This is a genomic window from Lentzea jiangxiensis (assembly GCF_900104175.1).
Taxonomy (GTDB): domain Bacteria; phylum Actinomycetota; class Actinomycetes; order Mycobacteriales; family Pseudonocardiaceae; genus Lentzea; species Lentzea jiangxiensis.
Genome location: NZ_FNIX01000015.1, coordinates 17959 through 40418, shown reverse-complemented (window position 1 = coordinate 40418; position 22460 = coordinate 17959). Strand labels below are relative to the sequence as shown.

Sequence of the window (22460 nt, the reverse complement as noted above, 5' to 3'; positions counted from 1 at the left end):
AAGGGGGATCCGCGCTGTCGTCTCCGGCGCGGACCGCGTGCTGCCCAGGGAGATCACGTGTACCTGAGTTCGCCTGATCCGGCCTCGGAGCGGGTGGCGAGCACCGGCCCGTCACCGGGGGTCGTCACCGCCGTGCCGCGCTGGCCCGCTCCCGGCCCCGCCGTCCCGGTCGACTGCCACCGGGAGGTTCCGGCGCCGCTGCGGCACCGACTGGGCGCGACGGCCGACGCCCTGGGCACGACCGTCGACGCGCTGGTGCTGGCCGCACACCTGGCCGTGCTGCGGGCGCTCACCGCCGAACCGGCTCCCGTCACCGGACTCGTCACCGGTGCGGCCGTCCGCGCGGTCTCGTCGGAGGTCGCGGGCAGGCGCTGGACCGAAGTGGTGAGCGGAGCCACCGAGGTGCGCGGCGGCACACCGCCCGGTGGCCAGGCACTCGGAGGCGCACCACGCGGTGAGCAGCCGGTCGAGACCGTGCTCGACCTGTCACCGGAGGGTGCGCGCCACGAGGCCGTGCTCGGAGTGCGTTTCACCGCGGGCACGCTCACCGTGACCTCGCGCTCCGACCTGCTCTCCGCCGACGCGGTGGCTCGGATCGCCGGGTACCACCTGGCCGCCGCGCGGCTGCTGTGCGCAGACCCGGACGCCGTCCACCGCGTCGAGGACCTGCTGGACGAGCCGGAGATCCGCCACCAGCTCGACGAGCTGTCGGGGCCGCGCGTCCCCCTCGGTGACCGGATGACCGCCCAGCTCATCGCCGAGCGGGCCGCGCGCGAGCCGGACGAGGTCGCTGTCTCGCACCGCGACCGGAGCTGGACCCACGGGGAACTGGACGCGCGGTCGGCCGAGGTGGCCGCCGCCCTGCTGGAGCGCGGGCAGGCGGTCGGCGAGATCGTCGCCGTCGTCGCCGACCGCGGCCTCGGCTGGGCCGCCGCCGTGCTCGGCGTGCTGCGGGCAGGCGGCGCCTACCTCCCCGTCGACCCGGGAGCGACGGCGGGACGGATCGCCTCCGTGCTCGACCGGGCCGGGTGCCGGGTGGTGCTGACCGGGCCGGGGGTCGAGCCCGGTGCGTGGGCGGCAGGGCGCGCGGTGCTGCCGATCGACGGACTCCTCGGCACCGGCGCCCACGCCGACCCGGTCCCCGTCTCCCCCGACGCCCTGGCCTACGTCTACTTCACCTCGGGCTCGACGGGGACGCCCAAGGGAGTGATGTGCGAGCACGGCGGCCTGCTCAACCACCTGCTCGCCAAGATCGCCGACATGGAGCTCGTGGCGGGCGAGGTGGTGGCCCAGACCGCCGCGCAGAGCTTCGACATCTCGCTGTGGCAGCTGCTGGCACCGCTGCTGTGCGGGGGCAGTTCGCGGATCGTGGACACGGAGGTGCTGCTCGACGCCGACGCCTTGGTCGAGGAGCTGACCACCGGTCGCGTGCGGGTCGCCCAGCTGGTGCCGTCCTACTTCGAGGTGCTGCTGGCCCGGCTGGAGAGCGGGCCGGGCGGGCTGGGTGCCGTGCGGGCGCTGTCGGTGACCGGCGAGGTGCTGCGCCCGGACCTGGCTCGCCGGTGGTTCGCCTGCTGCCCCGGCACCACGCTGGTCAACGCCTACGGCGCCACCGAACTGTCCGACGACACCACCCACGCCGTGTTGCGGCACGCGGACGAGCAGGTGACCCTCGGGCGTCCCGTGCGCAACGTGGACGTCTCCATCCTGGACGACACGAAGTCGTTGCTGCCGCTCGGTGCGCCGGGCGAGATCGCCTTCTCCGGTGTCTGCGTGGGTCGCGGGTACCTCGACGACGAGGAGCAGACCGCGCGGGCTTTCATCCCCGACCCGCACCGGCCGGACAGGCGGCTCTACCGCACCGGGGACATCGGCCGCTGGCTACCCGGCGGGCGGCTGGAGTTCCTGGGCCGCCGCGACGAGCAGATCCGGGTGCGCGGCGTCCGGGTCGAGATCGGCGAGATCGAGCACCGGCTGGCCGGCATCGACGGGGTCACCTCGGGCGCGGTCGTGGTCGACAGCGGCGCGGGGCGCGGGCCCATCCTGGTGGCGTTCTTCACCGGGTCCGCCGCGCTCGACGGCGGAGCGGTGCGCGCCCGGCTGTCCGAGCAACTGCCCGACCAGCTGGTGCCCACCTACGTGCACCGGCTGGACCGGCTGCCGCTCACCGCGAACGGCAAGATCGACAAGGTGGTCCTGGCGACCGTCGCGGCGACGCTCGGGCACGCCGACGGGCCGTACGCGGCGCCCGTCACACCGACCGAACGCGCGCTCGCCACGGCCTGGGCCGAGGTGCTGCACGTGCCGCTGGAGCGGATCGGGCACGCCGACCACTTCTTCCGGCTCGGCGGCACCTCGCTGTCGGTGGTGCGGTTGCTGCTGCGGCTCGACGGGCTGGTGTCGCTGCGCCAGGTGCTCGCGCACCCGGTGCTCTCCGAGCTGGCGGCGGTGATCGACGAGCAGCGCCCGCCGCCTGCGCCACCACTGCTGCACCAACTGTCCGATGTGGACCACGAACCGGTCGCGACGCTCGTCTGCTTCCCGCACGCGGGCGGCAACTCGGTCAACTTCCACGAGCTGGCCCGCGAGCTGCGTGCGCACCGGGTGCGGGTGCTGGCGGTCGAGTTGCCGGGGCACGACCTCGACGCGGAACCGGGGCAACTGGCCGAGGTGCCCGCCATCGCCGAGGCGGTGCGGGCGGAACTGCGGACCCACCTCGGGGCCGACGACCCGCTGCTGCTGTGGGGCCACAGCAGCGGCGCCGCGCCCGCGCTGGCCCTCGCCCGTCTCCTCGACCACGACGGCGAGCCCGCGCGGCGGGTGTTCCTCGGCGCGGTCCGGCCCTCCACCGACTCGGAGCTGCGCGCGGAGGACGTGCGGGTGGCCGCCCTGGACGAGCGCGACCTGGTCACCGCGATGCTGGAGGACAGCGGCTACATCGAGGTCGACGGCGGCAGTCCGCGCCGTGCCCGCGTCGTCGGCGCCGCCTACCGCCACGACGTGCGCGGCGCCAACCGGTTCTTCCGCGACGTGCTCCGCGCGCCCGGGGCGCACCGGGTGGCGGCACCGGTCGACATCGTCGTGGCGGCCGACGACCCGCACACCGCCGGGGCGCGGGAGCGCCTGCCCGCCTGGGCCGGCCTCAGCGACGTGCTGACCCTGCGGGAGCTGCCGGAGGGCGGCCACTACTTCCCGAGCAGCCGGGCCGCCGAGGTCGCCCGGATCGTGCTGGGGGCCTGTCCACGCCCGACGAGCCCGAGGAGCCTGGTGTGAGCACCGACCACGTGGAGCTGACCGGCCGGATCTCGGCGGGGCCCGACGACCTGCTGCGCACCGAGGTCCTCGAACCGCAGCTGCGCTTCGAGCTGGCCGCCCTGCTGCCGCAGTACGTGCGGCTGGAGAAGGTCCTGCTCGTCGAGTACGCGCGGATGGGCCTGCTGACCGGCGCGCAGGTGGAGGGCATCGACGCCGCGCTCGACGCGGCGACGCCGGAGGCGGTGGGGCGCGTCGCCGGGGCCGCCATGAGCGATCTGGCGTTCGGCCTGGAGCGGTTCGTGACCGCGCGGTTGCCCGGGGTACCGCCCGCCTGGCACGTCGACCGCAGCCGCAACGACCTGCAGGCGTCCGCGCAACTGCTGCACGGCCGCGCCCGCCTGCTGGACACCGCCGACCTCCTGCTCGAGCTGGGACGGGCGGCGAGCAGGCTCGCCGCCCGCACCGCGCACCTGGTGATGCCCGGGTACACCCACTCCCAGGCCGCCCAGCTCGTCAGCCCCGCGTTCTACTTCTCGGCGCTCACCGAGCAGCTGCTGCACACGCTGTCGCGGCTCGAAGCGGTGTACCGCACCGCGAACACCTGCCCGATGGGCGCGGGCGCGATGGCGGGTCAGGAGTTGGTCTGGGACCGCGAACGCATGGCGCGGCTGCTCGGGTGCGACAGCGCCCAGCGGCACGCGTTGCGCGCGGTGTCCCAAAGGGACTGGGCGCTGGAGGCGTGCGCGGAGTTCTCCATGCTGGGCGTGGCGCTGAGCCGCTTCGTCACCGACCTGATGACCTGGGGTGGCACGGGCTACGGCTTCATCGACCTGCCGGACGACTGGTCCGGTATCTCCTCGGCGATGCCGCAGAAGAAGAACTTCCCCGTGCTGGAGCGGATCCGGGGCCGCACCGCGCACCTGCACGCCGCCTACCACGGCATCGCCACCGCGCAGCGCGCCACGTCCTACAGCAACTCCGTCGAGGTGTCCAAGGAGGCGAGCGCGCAGGTGCCCGCCGCGTTCGACCACCTCGCCTCGATCGCGCGGCTGCTCACCGGCGTGCTCGACCGGCTCTCGTTCGCCGAAGAGCGCCTCGCGGCGGCGTGCGCGGCGGAGTACTTCGGCGGCTTCACCCTCGCCAACCAGCTGACCTTGCGCGCGGATGTGCCGTGGCGCACCGCCCAGGTCGTCGCCGGGCGGTATGTCGTCGCCGCCGTCGACGCGGGGCGAGCGCCCACCGATCCCGACCCGGAACTGCTGGAGGCCGCCCTGGCCGATCACGGGTACCGCACGCCGCACTCGGCCGCGATCCTGCGCGAGGCCATGGACGTCACCACCGCGCTCGCGGCCAAGCGCACCGCCGGGTCGACGGGGCCGGGGCCGGTGCGCGACCTGCTCGCCGCGCAGGACGCCGAACTCGACCGGCTGGCGGCGGACTGGGCCGCGCGCCGCGCCGGCGTCGCCGACGCGGACACCGCGCTCGCGGCCGAGCTCGCCGAGGCGCGGCAGGACACGCGGGTGCGGTCGTGAACGGGGCGGTGGGCAGTCTCGCCGGTCCCGGCCCGCTCTACCGGGGCGTCACCGGCGTCGGCACCGCTTTCGGGGTGTTCGGCGAACTGCTGCAGGGCGTGCTGCCCGAGCGGGACGGCGACTTCCTGGTCACGCTGCCGATCGCGCGCTGGTCCGTGGCGACTTTCCGGGGCAGCGCCGAGGCGGGCGAGCTGACCGTGTGGCCCCCGCACAAGACCAAGGCGCTGCGGCTGGCCGGGATGATTCTGCGGGACGCGGGCCGCCCGGTCGCGGGCGAGATCCGGATCGACAGCGGCCTGCCGGAGGGCAAGGGCATGGCCAGCTCCTCCGCGGACCTGGTGGCCACCGCCCGCGCCGTGGCCACCGCCTTCGGGATCGACCTGCCGCCCCGGCGCCTCGAGACCTACCTGGCGGGCATCGAACCCACCGACGGCGTGCTCTACCCCGGGGTGGTCGCCTTCTACCACCGCAGGGTGGCGCTGCACTCGGTGCTCGGCTCGCTGCCGGCGATGACCGTTGTCGGGGTGGACGAGGGCGGGCAGGTCGACACCGTCGAGTTCAACCGCATCCCCAAGCCGTTCACCCCTGCCGACCGGCGCGAGTACGCCGGGCTGCTGGCGCGGGTGACCGACGCGGTGGGCCGAGGGGACCTCGCCGAGGTGGGCCGGGTGGCCACCCGCAGCGCGTTGATGAACCAGGTGCTGCGCCCCAAGGCGCTGCTGGAGCGGGTGCTCGAGGTGTGCCGCGAGGTCGGCGGGCTCGGCGTGGTCGCCGCGCACAGCGGGACCAGCCTCGGGGTGCTGCTGGACCCGGCGGTGCCGGGCTACCCGGACCAGGTCGCGGCGGCGGCGGGCGCGTGTTCGTCCATCGCGGGCAACGTCGCGGTGTACCGGTGTTTGAGTTTCGACGGACTGGAGCGGCGCTGATGCTGAACGAGAGCCTGATCGACGCGATCGGCGGGACCCCGCTGGTGCGACTGCGGACCGGTTCCGAGCGCGGCGTGCTCGTCCACGCCAAGCTGGAGATGCAGAACCTGTTCGCGATGAAGGACCGGGTCGCCAAGAACATCATCACGCGCGCTCGCAGGTCCGGCGAGCTGGCCGAGGGCGCGCCGATCGTGGAGAGCTCCTCCGGCACGATGGCGCTGGGCGTCGCGCTGGTCGGCACCCTGCTGGGGCACCCGGTGCACATCGTCACCGACCCGCGCATCGACAAGATCACCATGGCCAAGCTGACCGGTCTCGGGTGCGCCGTGCACGTGGTGACCGAGATGGACGGCAACGGCTGGCAGGGCGCCCGGCTGTCCAAACTGGACGAGCTGATGACCACGCTGCCCGGCGCGTTCTGGCCGAGGCAGTACTCCAACCCGGAGAACCCCGCCGCCTACCGCGCACTGGCCGATGAGCTGGTCGCCGAACTGGGCGAGGTCGACGTGCTCGTCGGCGCGGTCGGCAGCGGCGGCTCGCTCTGCGGCACCTCGCGGGCGCTGCGCGAGCGCCTGCCCGACCTGCGGGTGATCGGTGTGGACTGCGTCGGCAGCGTCCTGTTCGGACAGCACGACTGGCCGCAGCGGCTCCAGAGCGGGCTGGGCAACAGCCTGCACCCGCCGAACCTCGACCACGCGGTCATCGACGAGGTGCACTGGCTCAACGACCGCGAGGCGTTCGAGGCGACCAGGGCGCTGACCCGGGAGGAGAAGCTCTTCGGCGGCAACACCTCCGGCTCGGTGTACCGGGTGCTCACCTGGCTCGCCGCCACCGCGCTGCCCGGCACCCGCGTCGTCGGCATCCTCCCCGACCGGGGCGACAGGTACTCCGACACCGTGCACGACGAGGCGTACTGGGCCGAGCGCGGCCTGCCCGGCCTGCCGCTCGCGACCACCCCGCACCGGGTCGCGGCGGGCGCCCAGGTGTCCAGCTGGTCCTTCCGGGTCAACGACAGCGACCGGCCGCCGCTGTTCGTCTTCGTCGAGGCGAACACCACGGGCACGGGCATGCGGGCCCTCGGCGTCGCCCGCGAACTCGGCTACCGGGCGGTGCTGGTGACCAACCAGCCGGAGCGCTACCACGGGCTGGCCGACACCGGTGCCACCGTGGTCACCTGCGACACCAACGACGAGGCCGCGCTGGCGCTCGCCGTCGCCAGGGTCTCGGGCCGGGACCCGGTGGCCGCCGTGACGACGACCAGCGAGTTCTACCTCGCCACGGCGGCCCGGCTCGCCGCCCGGCTCGGCCTGCCCGCCGCCGACGCCGACGCCGTGGAGCGCTGCCGGGACAAGGCCGCGCTGCGGAGCGCGCTCGCCGGCGCAGGGGTGCGGCAGCCCCGCTTCGCCGTGGTCACCGAACCCACGACGACCGGCGACGCCGTCGCCGTCGCCGGACTGCCGTGCGTGGTGAAACCGGTCGGCGACTCGGGGTCGACGAACGTGCTGCGGTGCGCGACCACGGCGGAGGCAGCAGCGCAGGCCGCCACGATCCTCGCCGTCACCGCGAACGTCCGGGGCCAGGCCACCCGGCGGGCCGCGCTGGTCGAGCAGTACCTGGACCAGCCGGAGTACAGCGTCGAGATGTTCGGCACCGGCAAGGAACAGCGGCTGCTCGGAATCGTCGAGAAGACCGTCACCCCCGGCCCGCACTTCGTGGAGACGCGGCACGTCCTGCCCGCCGCGCTGCCCGCGCCGGTGGCCGAGGAGGTGGCCTCGACGGTGCGCGCCGCGCTCGCCGCGGTCGCACTGGAAGCGGGTCCCAGCCACACCGAGGTCAAGATCGGCCCGGACGGCGCGTCCGTGGTCGAGATCAACCCGAGGCTGGCGGGCGGCATGATCCCCGAGCTGTTCCGGCTGGCCACCGGCGTCGACCTGCTCGACGCGCAGGTGCGCGCCGCGGCGGGTGCGGAGGTCGAACTGCCGGAGTCGGTCGAGGGCCACGCGGGCATCCAGTTCCTGCTGCCGCCGAAGGCCGGCGTGCTCGACGAGGTGACCGGCGTGGCGCTGGTCGAGGCGCTGCCCGGCGTGCGGGCGGTGACGATCACCGCCCAGCCGGGGCAACAGGTGGCCCCGCCTGTCGACTTCCGGGGCAGGGCCGGGTACGTGATCGCCACCGCGCCCACGCGCGCCGAGCTGGTCGAGACCCTGGACCGAGCCGCCGCGCTGATCGGTTTCCGGCTGCGGCAGCCGCAGGCGCGACCGGCGTCGACCCACCCGCTGGTCGACCGCGCCGCGCGGGAGACCCGCTCGACCGTCGAGGTCGGCGGGGTCGCCATCGGACCGGACACCTTCACGCTCGTCGCAGGCCCCTGCGCGGTCGAGTCGGCGGAACAGACGATCGAGGCGGCGAGGATGGCCAAGGCGGCGGGCGCGGTGCTGCTGCGGGGTGGCGCGTACAAGCCGCGCAGCTCCCCCTACGGCTTCCGGGGCCTGCGCGCCGACGGGCTGCGCATCCTCGCGGAGGTGCGCGCGGAGACCGGGATGCCGGTGCTCACCGAGGTGGTCGACAGCCGCGATGTGGAGCTGGTCGCCGGCTGGGCCGACATGCTCCAGGTCGGCACCAGGAACATGCAGAACTTCGGCTTGCTCGAAGCGGTCGGCGACAGCGGGAAACCGGTGCTGCTGAAGCGCGGCATGAGCGCGACCGTCGAGGAGTGGCTGTTGGCCGCCGAGTACATCGCGTTGCGCGGCAACAGTGACATCGTGCTGTGCGAGCGCGGCATCCGCACCTTCGAACCCTCGGTCCGCAACACCCTGGACCTGTCGGCGGTGCTCCTGGCGCAGGCCCGCTCGCACCTGCCGGTCGTGGTGGACCCCTCGCACGCCGCCGGGCGGCGTGAGCTGGTGCGACCGCTGGCCCGCGCCGCCGTGGCGGCGGGCGCGGACGGCGTGATGATCGACGTCCACCCGGACCCGGCGTCGGCGCTGTGCGACGGCCCGCAGGCGCTCACCTCGTCCGACCTGTCCGGCCTGGCCGGGCAGCTGGAGGACTGGGCCGCGCTGGCCGGCCGCCTGCCCCGGCAGCTGCTCGACCCGGAGCGCGGCGTGGTGCGGTGATCCGGCTCCGCGTGGTGGCGCGGGCCTCCAGGGCGTCTCCGCCGTGGAGCGCCTGTGCGCCAACCCGGGCGCCGAGGCCGGGGTGAAGGGGTCCGACGCTCAACCACGGAGGTGCTTCTCCTCGCTCGGGCAACAGGGACTGCAAGGAAGTTCGGTGCGGCTCCGGTGGAAGGCTGCCTCGATCCCGAATCTCGAGCCTCGAAGCGGATTTCGAACCGCCCTGGATCCGGATTGCGCTGTCCTGAAAGGATTTCACTTCCACCGTCGGCCATTCGGCGCAACGAACAGCCGCCACCAGGACGATTTCGCCCTCACAACGGGCTCCGGCCGTTTCAGGGCCACGAAGAGCGGCAAAGGTCCGGACCACCAGCCGGCCGAGGTCCGGTCGGCGTGCCGACGGAGTGGAGTGACGGATGAGCGAGGCGAAGCTGCCCCCGCTGTCGATGGACGAGCTGGCCGCCGAGGGCGGCACGGCGTTGCCGGACAAGGAGGTGTACTCGCTGCTCGACCTGAACGTCGACCTGGACCTCGCCCTCGACCTCGCGGCGCCGATCGGCCTGGCCGTCGCGGGCAACGCCAACATCGCGGCCCCGATCGACGCCGCCGTGGGCGCGAACGTGCTGTCCGACGGTTCCACCGCGCAGGCCATGGCCGACCAGGGCGTCGCGATCCAGCAGGGCATCACCGGCGAGGCGGTGGCCAACTCCGACCAGGACAGCGCCATCGGGCAGGGCACGTCCCCGGCTCCTGCCCCGCAGCCGCCGGTCGGCGGGGCGCAGGTCCCGACGCCCACGGACCTGACCGGCGCGCTGGACGGCGGTCTGCTCAACGTGGACGTCGACCTCGCCGCCGACCTCGACCTGGCCGCCCCGATCAACGGCGCGGTGGCCCTCAACGCCAACGTGGCCGCCCCGATCGATGCCGCCGTGGCCGCCAACCTCGGCTCCGTCGGCTCGGAGGCGACCGCCGTCGCGCAGCAGCAGGCGATCATCCAGCAGACCATCGACGGCACCGCCGAGGCGAATGCCGAGCAGAGGTCCGACATCGACCAGTGAGCGATCTCGTGAACGCCTCACCGCACCCGGCCGGCGGGGACGTGGTCACCACGACCCCGCCGCGCCGGGCGCGCGACGTCGAACTGATCGGCGAGATGCGCGGCTCCGGCTACCGCCGCCCACCGGCCCTGGTCCGCCGCGCCGACGGCCAGGTCCTCCAACTCACCCCGCTGCTGTACCGGGTGCTCGAAGCTGTGGACGGGCGCACCGACCACGCCGGGATCGCCGCCGCCGTCGGGCCGGCCATCGGCCGTTCGGTCACCGCGGAAGACGTGCGCGTCCTGCTGGAGACCAGGCTTCGCCCGCTCGGGGTGCTCGAACTCCCCGACGGCTCCCAACCCGCGCACCGCAAGGCCGAACCGCTGCTCGGCCTGCGCCTGCGCCGCGTGATCAGCGAGCCCGGCGTCACCCGGCGGGTCACCGCGCCGTTCGCACGGCTGTTCCACCCGCTGGTGGTGGCCTCGGTGCTGGTGGCGTTCGCGGCGGTGTCGTTCTGGGTGCTGTTCGTCAAGGGCTTGGCCGGCGCCACGCACCAGGCGTTCCACCAACCCACCTTGCTGCTGCTCGTGTTCGGCGTGTCAGTGCTCTCGGCGGGTTTTCACGAGTTCGGCCACGCTGCCGCCGCGCGGTACGGCGGCGCGACCCCCGGCGCGATGGGCTTCGGCGTCTACCTGCTGTGGCCCGCCTTCTACACCGACGTCACCGACAGCTACCGGCTCGGCCGGGCCGGCCGGCTGCGCACCGACCTGGGCGGGCTGTACTTCAACGCGCTCGTCGCGGTCACCGTCCACGGTGCCTGGTGGCTGACCGGCTGGGACGCGCTGCTGCTGGTGATCGCCACGCAGATCCTCCAGATGGTGCGCCAACTCGCGCCCCTGGTGCGCTACGACGGCTACCACGTGCTCGCCGACCTGACCGGTGTCCCCGACCTGTTCCACCACATCAAGCCCACGCTGCTGGGCCTGTTGCCGCACCGCTGGGGCAAGCCGGAGTCGAAGGTCCTCAAGCCGTGGGCGCGGGCGGTCGTGACGACGTGGGTGCTCGTCGTCGTGCCGGTCCTGCTGGCGAGCACGGCGCTGCTGGTGCTGGCGTTCCCGCGCGTGGTGGGAACGGCGTGGCACAGCGCCGGTGAGCAGTGGCGGTCTGCGCACGCGGCGCTGGGTGAGGGGGACCTCGCGCTGGTGCTGGTGCGGGTGCTCGGGGTGGCCGCCATCGCGCTGCCCGTGCTCGGCATCGGCCTGCTGCTGACCCGGCTCACGGGTCAGCTGGTCGCCCGCACCTGGCGCTCCACCGAGAGCAGGCCCGGTCGGCGCGCGCTCGTGGTGCTGTGCGGGATCGCTGTGATCGCGGGCCTGGCGTGGGCCTGGTGGCCGCAATCCGACCGGTACCGGCCGATCCGGCCCGACGAGCGCGGCGCCATCACCGATGTCGCGTCCGCCGCCGCGTCGGGTCCGGCTCCCGTCCAACCGGCGCGACCGGTGTCCGCCCAGACCGTGTGGCCCGCCGGCAAACCGTTGCCCAGCAAGGACAAGCCGGTCCTGGCGATGGTCCTGGAACCGGTCTCGCCGGGTGCCCCGACGTGGGTCTTCCCGTTCGACCGGCCGGAACCCCCGGGGCCGGGCGACAACCAGGTCCTGGTCGTCAACACGACCGACGGCGCGGTCCGCTACAAGGTGTCCTTCGCCCTGGTGTGGGAGACCGATGGCGTGGTGGACAACAGGAACGAGGCATACGCGCTGGCCTCGTGCCGAGGCTGCACGACGGTGGCGGTCGCTTTCCAGGTGGTTCTCGTGGTGGGCCAGGCGAACGTGGTGGTGCCGCAGAACGTCGCCGTTGCCGTCAACCACTCGTGTGTCGAGTGCGTGACGTACGCGCTGGCCTCACAACTGGTCGTCAGCCTTCCCGAAGAACTGAGCCCCCAGGCGAAAGCCCGGCTCGAAGCGGTGTGGGCTGAGCTGTCCCGGCTGGCCGAGGACGTGGCGGGCCTGACCGCACAACAGATCCAGCAGGCCTTGGAGGATGCCAAGTCCCGCATCCTCGACGTGCTTCGGCAGGAAGGCGTTCCCCTGCCCGGCACCGTGCCGGCCACCACACCACCGCCCAGCACCACGTCGGCGGAAAGTCCCCGTCCGACCACCTCGTCCGACGCCCCCACGACGACCACGCCACCGAGCACCACCGTGACGACCACGCCACCGTCGTCCGCGGAGCCGACGACCACGGTCACGTCACCTCCCAGCGCAGTCCCCTCCACCTGATCCCGGTCATGCCCGACGAGCCGACAGCGAGCCGGAACCGGTCGCCGTCGGCTCGTCGGGCGTTGAAGGCCCTACCTAGTGGTGTGTCGCCGGACGAGCCGCGCCCGCCCTCGCCCGTCCAGTGGGACACCTCAATCCAACCTACGCACGATCCTCGCCGCTCAAACGTCCGCTCATGCCGCTGATCGTGTGCTGAGCGGAGACACGCTCATGCCGATGAGCGAACGTCCGACGCTACCGTCGGCGAGTTCCGTAACGACCACACGGTGACAGGTCCGCTACCTCAACTGACGCAACATGCGCCGCACCTCGACGGCTCGGTAGTCGTCGCCCGCCACCTGGTATGCAGCCAAGGCTGCCTCCAGGTGTCCCCTAGCCATGAGTAGGTCACCGTTGACCTTGGCCAGTACGCCGAGCCGCTTGTGTGCCCGCGCTTCAAAACCGTGATGCCCGATCTCCCTGCAGATGGCGATACTCGTCATGTAGTGCTCGGTCGCTTGGTCGTCGTTCAGCCGGCGCCTGGCCAACGTGCCCATACTGCAGTGGATCTCCGCAACGCCGACCCGGTCGCCGGTCAGTACGTAGAGGTTGAGTGCCCGGTCGTACATGGCCTCCGCCAGCTGATAGTCCCTGCGGCGTCGGGCGATGGACCCCATGTTGTGCAGCGCCCGCGCCTCGGTATCACGGTCACCAAGCGTGCGGCTGGCGGCTGCGGCCGCCTCGAACCGTTTCCATGCGGAAGCACCATCCTCCAGGTCGCGGTGGATACGACCGAGGCCTAGCAGCACCTTCACCTCGCTGACCTGATCAGCGAGCTGGCGTGCCGCGTCAAGAGCCAGTAGGTACGCCATCAGCCCGTCATCGCTCTGACCGCGGCGACGGAACAGGAACGTCCCCATTGCGAACGCGAGGCGGAGCACACGCCGGTACTGCCCGCGCTTGTACGCGAGTGCGATCGCACCGACCAGGTTGCCGCGTTCGGTACTCAGCCACGCAAGCGCGCGCTGTCGGGTCTCGGTCGAGGGGCGCTGGCTCTCCGCGAGTTCGGCAGCTTCGACGTAGTAGTCGAGCAGCCGGATCGTCGCGGCTTCACGACCTTCGGAATTTTCCTCCCTTCTGGTTCGGTCGGCGGCGTAGAGGCGCAGTAGGTCGTGAAATCGGTACCAGCCATTAGGTTCGCCGTGCTCGATCATGTGCGCTCGCCGCAGCCCGCCGAGCAACTTCCTCGTCTCGCGCTCTGGCAGGTCGATCAACGCAGCAGCGGCGCCGGTGTTCACCTGCCTTCCGGGGTTGATTGACAGCAGTCGGAACAGTCTCGCCTCGTCCTCGCTGAGCCGTTCGTAGGACAGATCGAACGCCGCCCGCACCGCGAGGTTGTCGTACTCGAGCTCACCGAGCCGTGTGGCGGCGTCGTGCAACGACATCACGACGTCGGCCAGCGGGCGGTTCGGGTCATCACTCAGCAACGCCGCAACGATGCTGAGCGCGAGCGGCAGGTGCCCGCACAGATCGGCGATCTCCTTGCCGACGTCGTCAGTGAGCCGGTCATCGTCTGGGTTGGCGGTTCGCAGAGCGTTGCCCAGCATGGCAGTCGAATCCGCAGCCGGCAGTACGTCCAGCGTGATCTTCCGGGCGCCATGCAGGTCGCTCACGGTGTGCCTGCTGGTGACCAGCACGCGGTGAGTGATGCCAGGAGGCAGCAGCGGCCGGACTTGGTCGGCGGACGACGCGTTGTCAAGCACGACCAGCACCGGCTTGGTGGACTCGACGAGCTTGCTTCGGTACAACGCTTCTCGCGCCGCCTGCTCCGCCGGCACCTGGCTCGCGGGGACGCCCATCGCCTGCAAGAAAACTGAGAGTGCGATCCGCGGTTCGACTTTGATCTCGTCTGAGTAGCCCTGCATATCGATGAACAACACGCCGCCAGAGAACAAGCCCGCCGCCACTGCATCGTGCGCGGCCTTGATCGCCAGAGTGGTCTTGCCGATACCCGCCAGTCCCATGATCGTCGATACCACCACCGGCTGCGGCGAGCGCAACGCCTCAGCGAGCAACGCGAGATCAGCAGAACGGCCGGTGAATCCCACGTCCACCGGAGGCAGCCCGGCGAGGGCTGTCGGTGCAGGCACGGGCGTGTTCAGGTAGACGTCGCGCGCCTGCATCGCGACGCCGTGCACCTCACCTCTCAGTTCGTTGCGCACCAAACCGTTGTACCGCAATTCACCGACAACGCACTGTCAAGCCGCTGATCGTATGCCGAGTGAAGACGCCCTCATGCCGATGAGCGGACGTTGACGGTGCTGCTGCGACTTCGCGTGCAGGCACGCTAGCGCTCGTAGCGGGCGAGGATGGTTCGTATAGCGGGATGACGCAATCGGCCGAGCTCCGCATCCAGTACGTGGTCGGCCTGGTGGAGCTGTTCCGTTGCGGGGAGAGACTCCTGCCACCAGCCGCCCTGCGGATCACCGCTGATCGCTACCATGACAAGCCATGCGCGCTGTATTCCCCGGCTCTTTTGATCCGGCCACGCAGGGACATCTCGACGTGGTGCGCCGGGCCGCGGGCATGTTCGACGAAGTCGTGATGTGCGTCCTGACCAACCCGAAGAAAACCGGCCGTCTCCCCCTCGCCGAACGACTGGCCCTGCTGACCGACATGACCAGCGACCTGGACAACGTCACAGTGGACTCCAGCGCCGGCCAGCTGCTGGTCGACTACTGCCACCGAGCGGGTATCGGTGTCATCGTGCGAGGAACGCGCACACCAGGCGACTTGGAGCACGAGTTCCCGATGGCCCAGGCGAACCGTCACCTGAGCGGCATCGAAACGCTCTTCGTCCCGGCCGATCCCGCGCACGCGTACATCTCCTCAACCCTCATCGCGGCGACGGCCCAGCGGTAACACCCCGTTCGACGATCAGCTCGACGCGAGTTCCAACGCCCTTCGGATCGGGATCCGGACCAGACGGCGTCCCCCCGGAACGCACTCACATGCCGCGGAGCGAGCGTTCGAACCCTCGGGTGCTCATGCAGTGAGAGCGGCACATGAGCGACCAGAGTGCCTTCACCATGGAAAATCGATGGGCTGGAACTCGCTGGCAGTGGCGTGACCCTGTCGGTGCGCACGAGTTCGTCCCGCTCAGTCGAGGATTTCATGCAGCAATCGCGTGCGACCGCGGCCCGGCTCCGCACTACGGCGGTCGGCTCCAGGCGATCGCGCCGACGATCAACCCAACTTCTCCCCTAGCAGCCGCTCGATCTCGCTCGCAGGTTACCGCCGCGCACGCTGACGATCAGTCCCGGAGGAAGTCGGCCACCGCCGTGCGGAAGTCGGGGCTGCTGCCGATGATCGTGTGATCGCCGGCGACGAGCACGAGGCGGGCGTCCGGAATCGCGTCGGCGAGCACTTCGGGCCGGGCTGCGAGTGGGTCCCGATCGCCTGCGATGACGAGGATCCGCGCGGTGATGCGCGCGAGCGCGACTCCTCCCGTGTGCACCGCTCGTGCCTGCGCCGCCAGGGACGGGAGGTCCGCGCCCACCGCCTCCGCGAACATGCGCATGCCGGCGACCTCCGGTGGGAGGGAGCTGGGGTCGTCGGCGAGCAGTGCCTCCGCGAGCACGTCGTTGGGCAACACCCGCGTGTCCACCCCGCCGAGCTCGACGACCCCGGCGCCGACACCGCCGACGACCAGCTTGCGCACCTTCGGTTCCTCCGCCGCGACGAGCAACGAGACGATGGATCCCATCGAGTAGCCGACAAGATCTACCTCGTGTGCGTCGAGAAGATCGATCACCGCGCGCAGGTCCCGTGCCATGCGCGGTTCACCGTAGCGGCGGGGGTCCGGGGACTTCTGCGACTGGCCGTGGCCGCGGGCGTCGACTCCGACCACCGTGCGGCCCATCGCGGTCAGTGCCGTCACGGTGCCCGTGCTGGCCCAGTCCACCATCGTGTTCGCCGTGAACCCGTGCAGCAGGACGACCGGAGCGGGATGTGCCCGGACCCCGGGATCGGGCTCCCAGCGGTGGTACGCGATCTCCGTTCCGTCGTCCACGACGAGCACGGCCGTCCGCGGTTGTGGGGCTGCGGCGAGGCCGGCACTGAGGTCGAGCACGGGATCAGTCATCGAGGACCTCGGAGAACACACCCGTGACAGTAGGGCAACGGCAGGGCGGATCTGCGGGTCGCCAGCTCGGCGATCTTGCCTCAGATCGGCCGGCCGGGGTTGCTCAACGATGCTGCTGAGCTGGTGCGGGCTCTGGGGAGTCTGCCACTGGCCTTGGCGCAAGCCGCCGCCTACATGCTGGACCGGCAGCTGTCGTATGCCGCGTATCGGGTTCGGCTGGCCGGGCGGCGACTGGCGAGCGTGGTGCCCGAGCCCGGCGGGTTGTCTGATGAACATCGGGCCACTGTGGCGGCGACGTGGTCGTTGTCGGTGCGGCAGGCCGACCTGCTGATACCAGAGGGTGTGGCGCGTCCGCTACTGGAGGTGGCGAGTGTGCTGGACGCCAACGGCATTCCGCTTGAGGTCTTCACCGCTCTCGCCGTGCTTGAGTTTGCTCACCGCGACGGCCGGACGGGTCATCGACGAGCACGATGCGCGGGACGGGCTGGGGTGTTCGGCCCGGTTGAGGCTGGCTACGGTGAACCTCGATTCGCCGTCGCGGGCGGTGCGGTACACGCGCTCGTGCAGCGCGCCACACCGACGCGCTCAACACAGTTGGCGGCGGACACCTATGGCAGCCGAACTGCCACAAATCGCTGTTCCGTTCGGGAGGCAGCCTCGGTGACAGCGGCCTGGTCACAAAAGCCGGAGACCATTACGCGGAGCTGCGTGACACCCTCATTCACCATCTAAGGGCTGACCACCCAGACACGCTGGGCGCCCGCAACAGCCTCGCCCAGTGGAAGCCGACGTCCGACTGTCCGTCCGGCTGGTACCCCCGCAGGCCAACCAGCGCGGTGGATCGTCGCTTTGAGTGGGGTTGGTGATCTAACACGCTCTCGTCTGCGCCGCTGACCATCTTGTTCGAGCACACTCATGCCGATTAGCGGCGGAGAGCCACTTCGCAGGCACCGCTTGATCCTCGTCCTGGCACGACGCTGGAATCCATGTTCGTTGCGTCGGCCCTCCTCGCGACCGGAGTCCGGTCCAGCCGCCGACAGCCGGGCATTCCACGTGGGCGGCGCACCCGCGACGACTGCCCTGTCGCGGCATCAGGGGCCGCCGATCGCGGGCCCGCGATCGGCGGGTCAGGGTGTCAGGCCGGCGGCATGGTGAAGATCAGGCCCTGGCTCATGGTCGAGCGGATGCCCTGCACGTCAGTGGTGACGACCTTCACCCGATGCTGCCTGTCGGGGGTCAGCCCGGTCAGCGTGACCTGTTTCTCGGTGACCAAGCCGGTGTGCCCGCCGTCCAGGTACACCTCGTAGCCCAGGGTCGGATTCCACCAGGAGGAGGCTTCCCAGGTCAGTGTCACGGACGTCGGGGTCGTCGAGACCATCCGCAACCCGCTCGGGCGCGGCGGCCGCTCGAAGACGGCGGACTGCGACCACACGGTGCCCAGCAGGTCGTTCTGCGCCGGGTCGTGCGAGCAGGACGCAGTAACCGTGCCGATAGGAGTGCCGTCGGCGCGCTCGGGGCGCAGTGTCAAGGCCAGGTCGTCCACGTGCAGGTCGTAGTAGCCCTGTGTGGTCAGGAACTGCACCGGGAAGGAGCCTGCGGCCCGCACCGCGGTCCCCTGGGTGGTCGTCAGCCACGTGGGCGCGACGGTGAACGAGGCCTGGGTGGTCCGCGTCCCGTCCGGGCCGGTGATGTGCGCGTCGAGTGTCGCTGTGCTGTCGGCGTCCAGGCGCACCCCGCCGGCCATCGTCAGGACCGGACGCAGCTCGCGCAGGTCCAGGTCCACGTCGATGTAGGCGGGTTCGTGCCTGGCGACGGTGTTCAGGCCCGCGCCTTCGTCCGGCAGACCGCCGACGACCCAAACGGTCATCCGGGCACTCGACCCGAAGGAGGTCGTGCAGGTGTAGTCCATCCGCACTGCGGTCGTCTGGGCCGACGCCGAGGTTGTGGCTCCCGTCAGCGCCCCGACGGCCGCCAGGGCAGATGCCAGCAACGAAGCGGTGATGCGGAGTGGCTTCCCTCTCTTGCGCACCTCTACATCCTCTCCGTGTTCACTCGACCACGGACAGTGTCCCGCACATCAACGTCGGTACGCGTCGACCATTCAGCCGCAGCGAAGTGGGGGCGATGTCCGAGCAATGCCGAACTCCCACGCCACAACGAATGCACTCTCATGCCGCTGATCGTGTGCCGAGCAAGAGACGCGCTCGCGCCGATGACCGTCCTTCTCGCGAAGCAAGAACGCTGGAAGGGGATCGACCGGCTGCTACCGATCGGTCCCCTCCGATCCTGCTTGCCCGAGCAGCGCATCCGGGCAAACGTCGAAGTCTGTCGGAGGAATTCGCACCGTGCAGTGATCGATCCACGGTTGTGACCACTCACACCAGAGCCCAGGCAGGTTCCTGCGGAAACCCACAGTGCGAGCTGACAGTGACTCTCATGTTGCGGGGTAGCTGATGGACGAGGAGGAAGCCCTGATCGCCGAGCTGTCGCAGGACGAGGACCCGCTTACCGCTGTGGACCCGGCGCTCAGAACCGACGACCCCACGGCCACAGCGCACCGCACCGCGGCGACCAAAGCGCTGTCCGTGTTGCAATCTTCGGCGACTGCGACGGTCCACCGAATGCTTGGATTCTTGCGGGTCGAAGGTCTCGTCGACATGGTCGACAACTGGTTCTTCCTCACCTCGAGGGCGCCCGAGCTGTCCAGTGCCGTCCCGCTGGACCTGCCGCACCACGCGTTGCGGCAACGTGGCGCGCGTCGTGAAGCGCTTGCACGGCAGGCAATCCAGCCACGTCGCCGTCAAGTTCCGGAGTCCTGCACCGCCGCATTGCACAGCGGCGGGACTTGCAGCTCGCACACCTGCGGAGGTACGGGGTTGCCTTCGACCGCGGCGAGTGGTCCTGTCGCATCGTCGTCGTGGCTGCACCGGTGCGGGACCCGGACGGATTTGCCGGGAGCCATCTCCGTGATCGGACCCGCCTGACGCCGTCGCCCCTCGCGTCAACCGTGCCGCCGAGAGATCCGCCAAGAGATTCCGCTTCAACGGCAGATCTCTTCGGGATGAGGCGCGAACAACGTCCTGCTGGATCATTCGACTTCGCCACCCCGCAGGTCCGCAGAGCACTTGCGTGGACGTGACCGAGTGCGCGGGTCTACCGAACAGATTGCGGCGCACAACGCCGGAGCCGTCGCGGACGAGCGGTATCCCGGCATCGACGACGGCGCGGTTGACCTTGCGCTGACACCTCCGGAAAGACGCAGAGCTGCCTCCACTGCGGAGGCCCACAACCTGGCGGGTCGCCTCGCGCCGCGGAACTTGGCACGTGAACCGACGGCACCGTCCACATCAGACCAACGGCACTGCTCCCCCTTCCCGATGAGCAAATGCGCTCGAACGCGAAGTACGTCCAGATCATCGGTCCGGCGGACTGGTTTTGCCGGACCAAGTGCTGAACGCGAGCTGGTCGAGACGAACCCCGAAGTCGTCCGGAGGACGCGGCTCCGCCAACGATTGGCAGCAACGCCGCTCGCTGTTCCGAAGGCGATCACAGACGCTGACTGATGTCGCGGATACGGAAATGTGGTCGCGCTCCCACAACAGGCGCAGAGGCCGCACAAGATCTGGCTGAACGAGGGAAACCCGTGGGGTGATCGCACTCCTGGCTGTGGCGACTCACACACGGGCGTTCGCGGACGTTACGGAAATCCGCAGTAAAGCCTGACCACAACGCCCATATCGTCGATACGACCGATGGACGGGGAGGGTGCCTTGATCGACGAACCACCTTGTGCCGAAGAACCGCCCGCCGCCGTGGAGGCGGTGCTGAGGCCCGACGATCCCGAGGTCTCACGGCGGACCGCGGCGACAAAGGTGTTGTCGGTTCTGCAGTCCTTCCGCAGTCGCCGAGATGCGGCCTCCCTCGCGGACCTGGTCCGCCGCAGCCGATTGCCGAGGTCGACGGTCCACCGGACGGTCTGGTCCCGGCGAGCCGCAGAGCCCCGTCGACATGGCCTGCCCCTCCGCCTGCGGGGAGAGGTTGCTGCCAGCTGTGGGCGCGAGGACTCACGGCTCGCACACCCGCAACTACCACGTCCCAGGAACACCTGCCGGCCGAGCTCGCAACCGTACGCAGGTGCGGGATCGCCTTCCAGCCGTGGTGAGTGGTCCCGCGACGTCACCGGTGCGGCGGCACCGGTCCGGGGCCGGGACAGGCCGTGATGGCCTCGCGTGAGCTGTGCTCCGGAGCGGCACCGGTCGCGAACTCCGCACTCGTCGGCTGAGCGGTGCGCCTGCTTGGCCGAATACGCCGACACATCAGGAAGTTCCCTCTCGAAGGTGAGGTCGTTGCAGGGTGATGCACGAACGACGATCGGCACGGTCATGCGGCGTCCACCGGTCCACGGGGGTGATCGCGGAGCCGCTGCCGAAGCTCGAGACCGCCGCCGGACGGCCGTTGCGCAGGGCGCTGGCGTTGATGGAGGTGCTGGCCAGGGCTGACGGGCCGATGTCGCTGTCCGACCTGGCCCGCCGCACCGGGGAGCCCAAGTCGTCGGTGCACCGCATCCTCGGGGTGCTGACCGATCTGAACCTCGCGGCCCAGGCCGACGGCGGTTTCGTGGTCGGGGACTACCTCTCCGACATGACCCGGCACAGCGACCACGCCAGAGCCGAGCAGCTCCGGCGGGCTCTCACCCCCCTGCTGATGGACCTTCAAGACCGCACCCGCGGGGTCGTCCTCATGGGCGTCCTCGACGGAACGCACGTCCGCTACGTCGAGCTGCTCTACCGGGGTGAGCTCAGCGACTACGTGCAGAGCCAGCCGCTCGTGCACCCCGCGTCCGCGACCGCGACCGGGCACGCGCTCCTCGCGTTCCGGCCGGACCTGCTGGACCGCGTCGAGGAGTTCGCCGCCTGCACGGGAACGTCACCCACGCGGCTGCTGGTCGATCTCCAGTCCGTGCGCAAACGCGGACTCGCGGTCGTCACCAAGAACTCCGCCCACGGCGGTGCTGCCGTGGCCATGCCGGTCCGCATCGGCGCCGACCGCCCCTTCATCAGCCTGGGGGTCGCCTACCCCGGCCGGATCGACCTCCCGCGCACGACCCTCGCCCTGCGGCGGGCGGTGGCGACGGCCGGAGCCATCGCCACCGCCCAGCACTGCGGACCGGTCGAGCAACGACCGGCGGGATGAGCGCTCACGCCGCACCGGGCGTCGCCACGACGTCGCGTTCCCGCGCCGACCGCACCAGGTTCGTCAGGACCGCCTTCCCGCCGCATTCCAGGTAGACCCGATGGCCCTGCGCGTTCAGCGACTTCAGCGCGTCGCGGAAACCGACCGGGCGCACCAGGTGGCTCGCGAGCACCTCGCGGACGTCCGCCGGCCGCCGCACCTCGCGTCCGAGCACCGGTGAGTGGACGGGAACCTCCGGCGCCCGGCAGTCGATCGTGTCCACCACGGCGGAGAACCGCGCCGCCGCCTCGGCGAGCAACGCGTTGTGGAACGGGTAGGGCACCCGCAGCCAGGTCGCCTCCACCCCCGCGTCGGCGGCACGCCCGGCGAGCCGCCGCAGGGGTTCCGCGAGACCGGACACGACGACCTGGTCCTCCCCGTTGTCGACGGCGAGCACGGTGTGGTCGTCGGCCAGCCACGCGAGCAGCCGTTCGGCTGCTCGGCGATCAGCGCGCAACGCCACCATGCCGCCCTGCCGCAGACCGGTGGAGCGCAGTGCCTCGTCGCGCTCGACGACCAGCCGGACACCGGTCTCGGGCGACAGGCATCCGGCGGCCACGAGAGCCGCGAACTCCCCCAGGCTGTGCCCCACCAGGACCGCCGGGGCGAGCCCCCAGCTCCGGGTGTAGATCTCGTGCAGGCAGAGCTCGGTGGCGAAGATCGCCAGGTGCAGCCTGCCGGGATCGTCGTCGACGAGGCTGCGCAGGGTCGGGGCCGCGCGGTCGGTGAGCAGCTCGGCGACGTCGGGACCGCCTGCCGCGCGGGACGCCGCGGTGATCCGCTCCAGCACGGACGGCAGGCCCGCGAAGTCGTCGGCGAACTCCTGCAGGCCTCCCGGCAGGTAGCCACCGTGCCCCGGGAACAAGAAGGCCGGGTTGGCGGGTGCTCGGTTCATGAGGTCGTCCTCCGGTCTCCGGCTTGTCGACGGTGGTGGTCCGGGATCCGCGCGGGTCCCGGAGGCGG

General features: G+C 71.2%; 15 protein-coding genes. 11 read left to right on the top strand and 4 right to left on the bottom strand.

Annotated elements, in window-relative coordinates; translation table 11 throughout:
• Positions 1–57 precede the first annotated feature (57 nt).
• The 6 genes from BLQ91_RS29445 to BLQ91_RS29420 all read left to right on the top strand — a co-directional run bounded on the left by BLQ91_RS29445 (position 58) and on the right by BLQ91_RS29420 (position 12142).
• Complete coding sequence (locus tag BLQ91_RS29445; RefSeq protein WP_143022862.1) at positions 58–3273, top strand: amino acid adenylation domain-containing protein; 3216 nt, start codon at positions 58–60, stop codon at positions 3271–3273.
• Positions 3270–4787, top strand: coding sequence for an argininosuccinate lyase (locus tag BLQ91_RS29440; protein WP_090102013.1), 1518 nt, complete (start codon positions 3270–3272; stop codon positions 4785–4787). The genes BLQ91_RS29445 and BLQ91_RS29440 overlap by 4 nt, the downstream gene beginning before the upstream one ends.
• Entirely contained in the window at positions 4784–5713 is a 930-nt protein-coding gene (locus BLQ91_RS29435) for a GHMP family kinase ATP-binding protein (protein WP_090102011.1), read from the top strand. The genes BLQ91_RS29440 and BLQ91_RS29435 overlap by 4 nt, the downstream gene beginning before the upstream one ends.
• Positions 5713–8829, top strand: a complete 3117-nt coding sequence (aroF, locus tag BLQ91_RS29430) for a 3-deoxy-7-phosphoheptulonate synthase (RefSeq protein WP_090102009.1) — start codon at positions 5713–5715, stop codon at positions 8827–8829. The genes BLQ91_RS29435 and aroF overlap by 1 nt, the downstream gene beginning before the upstream one ends.
• A gap of 413 nt (positions 8830–9242) precedes the next feature.
• On the top strand, positions 9243–9884 hold the full coding sequence (locus tag BLQ91_RS29425) for a peptidoglycan-binding protein (protein ID WP_090102007.1): 642 nt from the start codon (positions 9243–9245) through the stop codon (positions 9882–9884).
• Positions 9881–12142: a hypothetical protein gene (locus tag BLQ91_RS29420; RefSeq protein ID WP_176960011.1), complete on the top strand. Its 2262-nt coding sequence runs from the start codon at positions 9881–9883 to the stop codon at positions 12140–12142. Before BLQ91_RS29425 ends, BLQ91_RS29420 begins: the two co-directional genes overlap by 4 nt.
• A 278-nt stretch (positions 12143–12420) precedes the next feature.
• Here BLQ91_RS29420 and BLQ91_RS29415 read toward each other — a convergent pair whose 3' ends face one another.
• Positions 12421–14343, bottom strand: coding sequence for an ATP-binding protein (locus BLQ91_RS29415; protein WP_143022861.1), 1923 nt, complete (start codon positions 14341–14343; stop codon positions 12421–12423).
• Between the two features lie 289 nt (positions 14344–14632).
• Here BLQ91_RS29415 and coaD point away from each other — a divergent pair, with 289 nt between their 5' ends.
• The gene (gene coaD, locus BLQ91_RS29410) at positions 14633–15043 is read left to right on the top strand and encodes a pantetheine-phosphate adenylyltransferase (RefSeq protein ID WP_090102003.1); all 411 of its coding nucleotides are present in this window, start codon (positions 14633–14635) and stop codon (positions 15041–15043) included.
• Between the two features lie 391 nt (positions 15044–15434).
• Here the strand turns inward: coaD and BLQ91_RS29405 are convergent, their stop codons facing one another.
• Positions 15435–16265 (bottom strand): alpha/beta fold hydrolase, encoded by an 831-nt coding sequence (locus BLQ91_RS29405; RefSeq protein ID WP_090102001.1) that lies wholly within the window; start codon positions 16263–16265, stop codon positions 15435–15437.
• A 75-nt stretch (positions 16266–16340) separates the two neighbouring features.
• Here BLQ91_RS29405 and BLQ91_RS40540 point away from each other — a divergent pair, with 75 nt between their 5' ends.
• The gene (locus tag BLQ91_RS40540; protein WP_143022860.1) at positions 16341–16997 is read left to right on the top strand and encodes a hypothetical protein; all 657 of its coding nucleotides are present in this window, start codon (positions 16341–16343) and stop codon (positions 16995–16997) included.
• Between the two features lie 403 nt (positions 16998–17400).
• On the opposite strand, the gene BLQ91_RS29395 is transcribed toward BLQ91_RS40540, so the two are convergent.
• The gene (locus BLQ91_RS29395) at positions 17401–18174 is read right to left on the bottom strand and encodes a DUF6801 domain-containing protein (RefSeq protein WP_090101996.1); all 774 of its coding nucleotides are present in this window, start codon (positions 18172–18174) and stop codon (positions 17401–17403) included.
• A gap of 544 nt (positions 18175–18718) precedes the next feature.
• Here BLQ91_RS29395 and BLQ91_RS29390 point away from each other — a divergent pair.
• From BLQ91_RS29390 to BLQ91_RS29380, 3 genes are all read left to right on the top strand, one after another.
• On the top strand, positions 18719–19249 hold the full coding sequence (locus BLQ91_RS29390; protein WP_090101994.1) for a hypothetical protein: 531 nt from the start codon (positions 18719–18721) through the stop codon (positions 19247–19249).
• Between the two features lie 768 nt (positions 19250–20017).
• Positions 20018–20485, top strand: a complete 468-nt coding sequence (locus BLQ91_RS43855) for a helix-turn-helix domain-containing protein (RefSeq protein ID WP_090101992.1) — start codon at positions 20018–20020, stop codon at positions 20483–20485.
• Positions 20486–20672: 187 nt separating this feature from the next.
• The gene (locus BLQ91_RS29380; RefSeq protein WP_176960008.1) at positions 20673–21458 is read left to right on the top strand and encodes an IclR family transcriptional regulator; all 786 of its coding nucleotides are present in this window, start codon (positions 20673–20675) and stop codon (positions 21456–21458) included.
• A gap of 4 nt (positions 21459–21462) precedes the next feature.
• Here the strand turns inward: BLQ91_RS29380 and BLQ91_RS29375 are convergent, their stop codons facing one another.
• A complete protein-coding gene (locus tag BLQ91_RS29375; protein ID WP_090101988.1) occupies positions 21463–22392 on the bottom strand; it encodes an ACP S-malonyltransferase in 930 nt (309 codons plus the stop codon).
• Between the last annotated feature and the right edge of the window lie 68 nt (positions 22393–22460).

Coding starts and splice junctions, on each gene's coding strand:
- coaD (WP_090102003.1), top strand. CDS start 14,633: ATGCGCGCTGTATTCCCCGGCTCTTTTGATCCGGCCACGCAGGGACAT.
- aroF (WP_090102009.1), top strand. CDS start 5,713: ATGCTGAACGAGAGCCTGATCGACGCGATCGGCGGGACCCCGCTGGTG.
- BLQ91_RS29425 (WP_090102007.1), top strand. CDS start 9,243: ATGAGCGAGGCGAAGCTGCCCCCGCTGTCGATGGACGAGCTGGCCGCC.
- BLQ91_RS29390 (WP_090101994.1), top strand. CDS start 18,719: ATGGACGAGGAGGAAGCCCTGATCGCCGAGCTGTCGCAGGACGAGGAC.
- BLQ91_RS29395 (WP_090101996.1), bottom strand. CDS start 18,174: ATGGACTACACCTGCACGACCTCCTTCGGGTCGAGTGCCCGGATGACC.
- BLQ91_RS29405 (WP_090102001.1), bottom strand. CDS start 16,265: ATGACTGATCCCGTGCTCGACCTCAGTGCCGGCCTCGCCGCAGCCCCA.
- BLQ91_RS43855 (WP_090101992.1), top strand. CDS start 20,018: ATGGACGGGGAGGGTGCCTTGATCGACGAACCACCTTGTGCCGAAGAA.
- BLQ91_RS29375 (WP_090101988.1), bottom strand. CDS start 22,392: ATGAACCGAGCACCCGCCAACCCGGCCTTCTTGTTCCCGGGGCACGGT.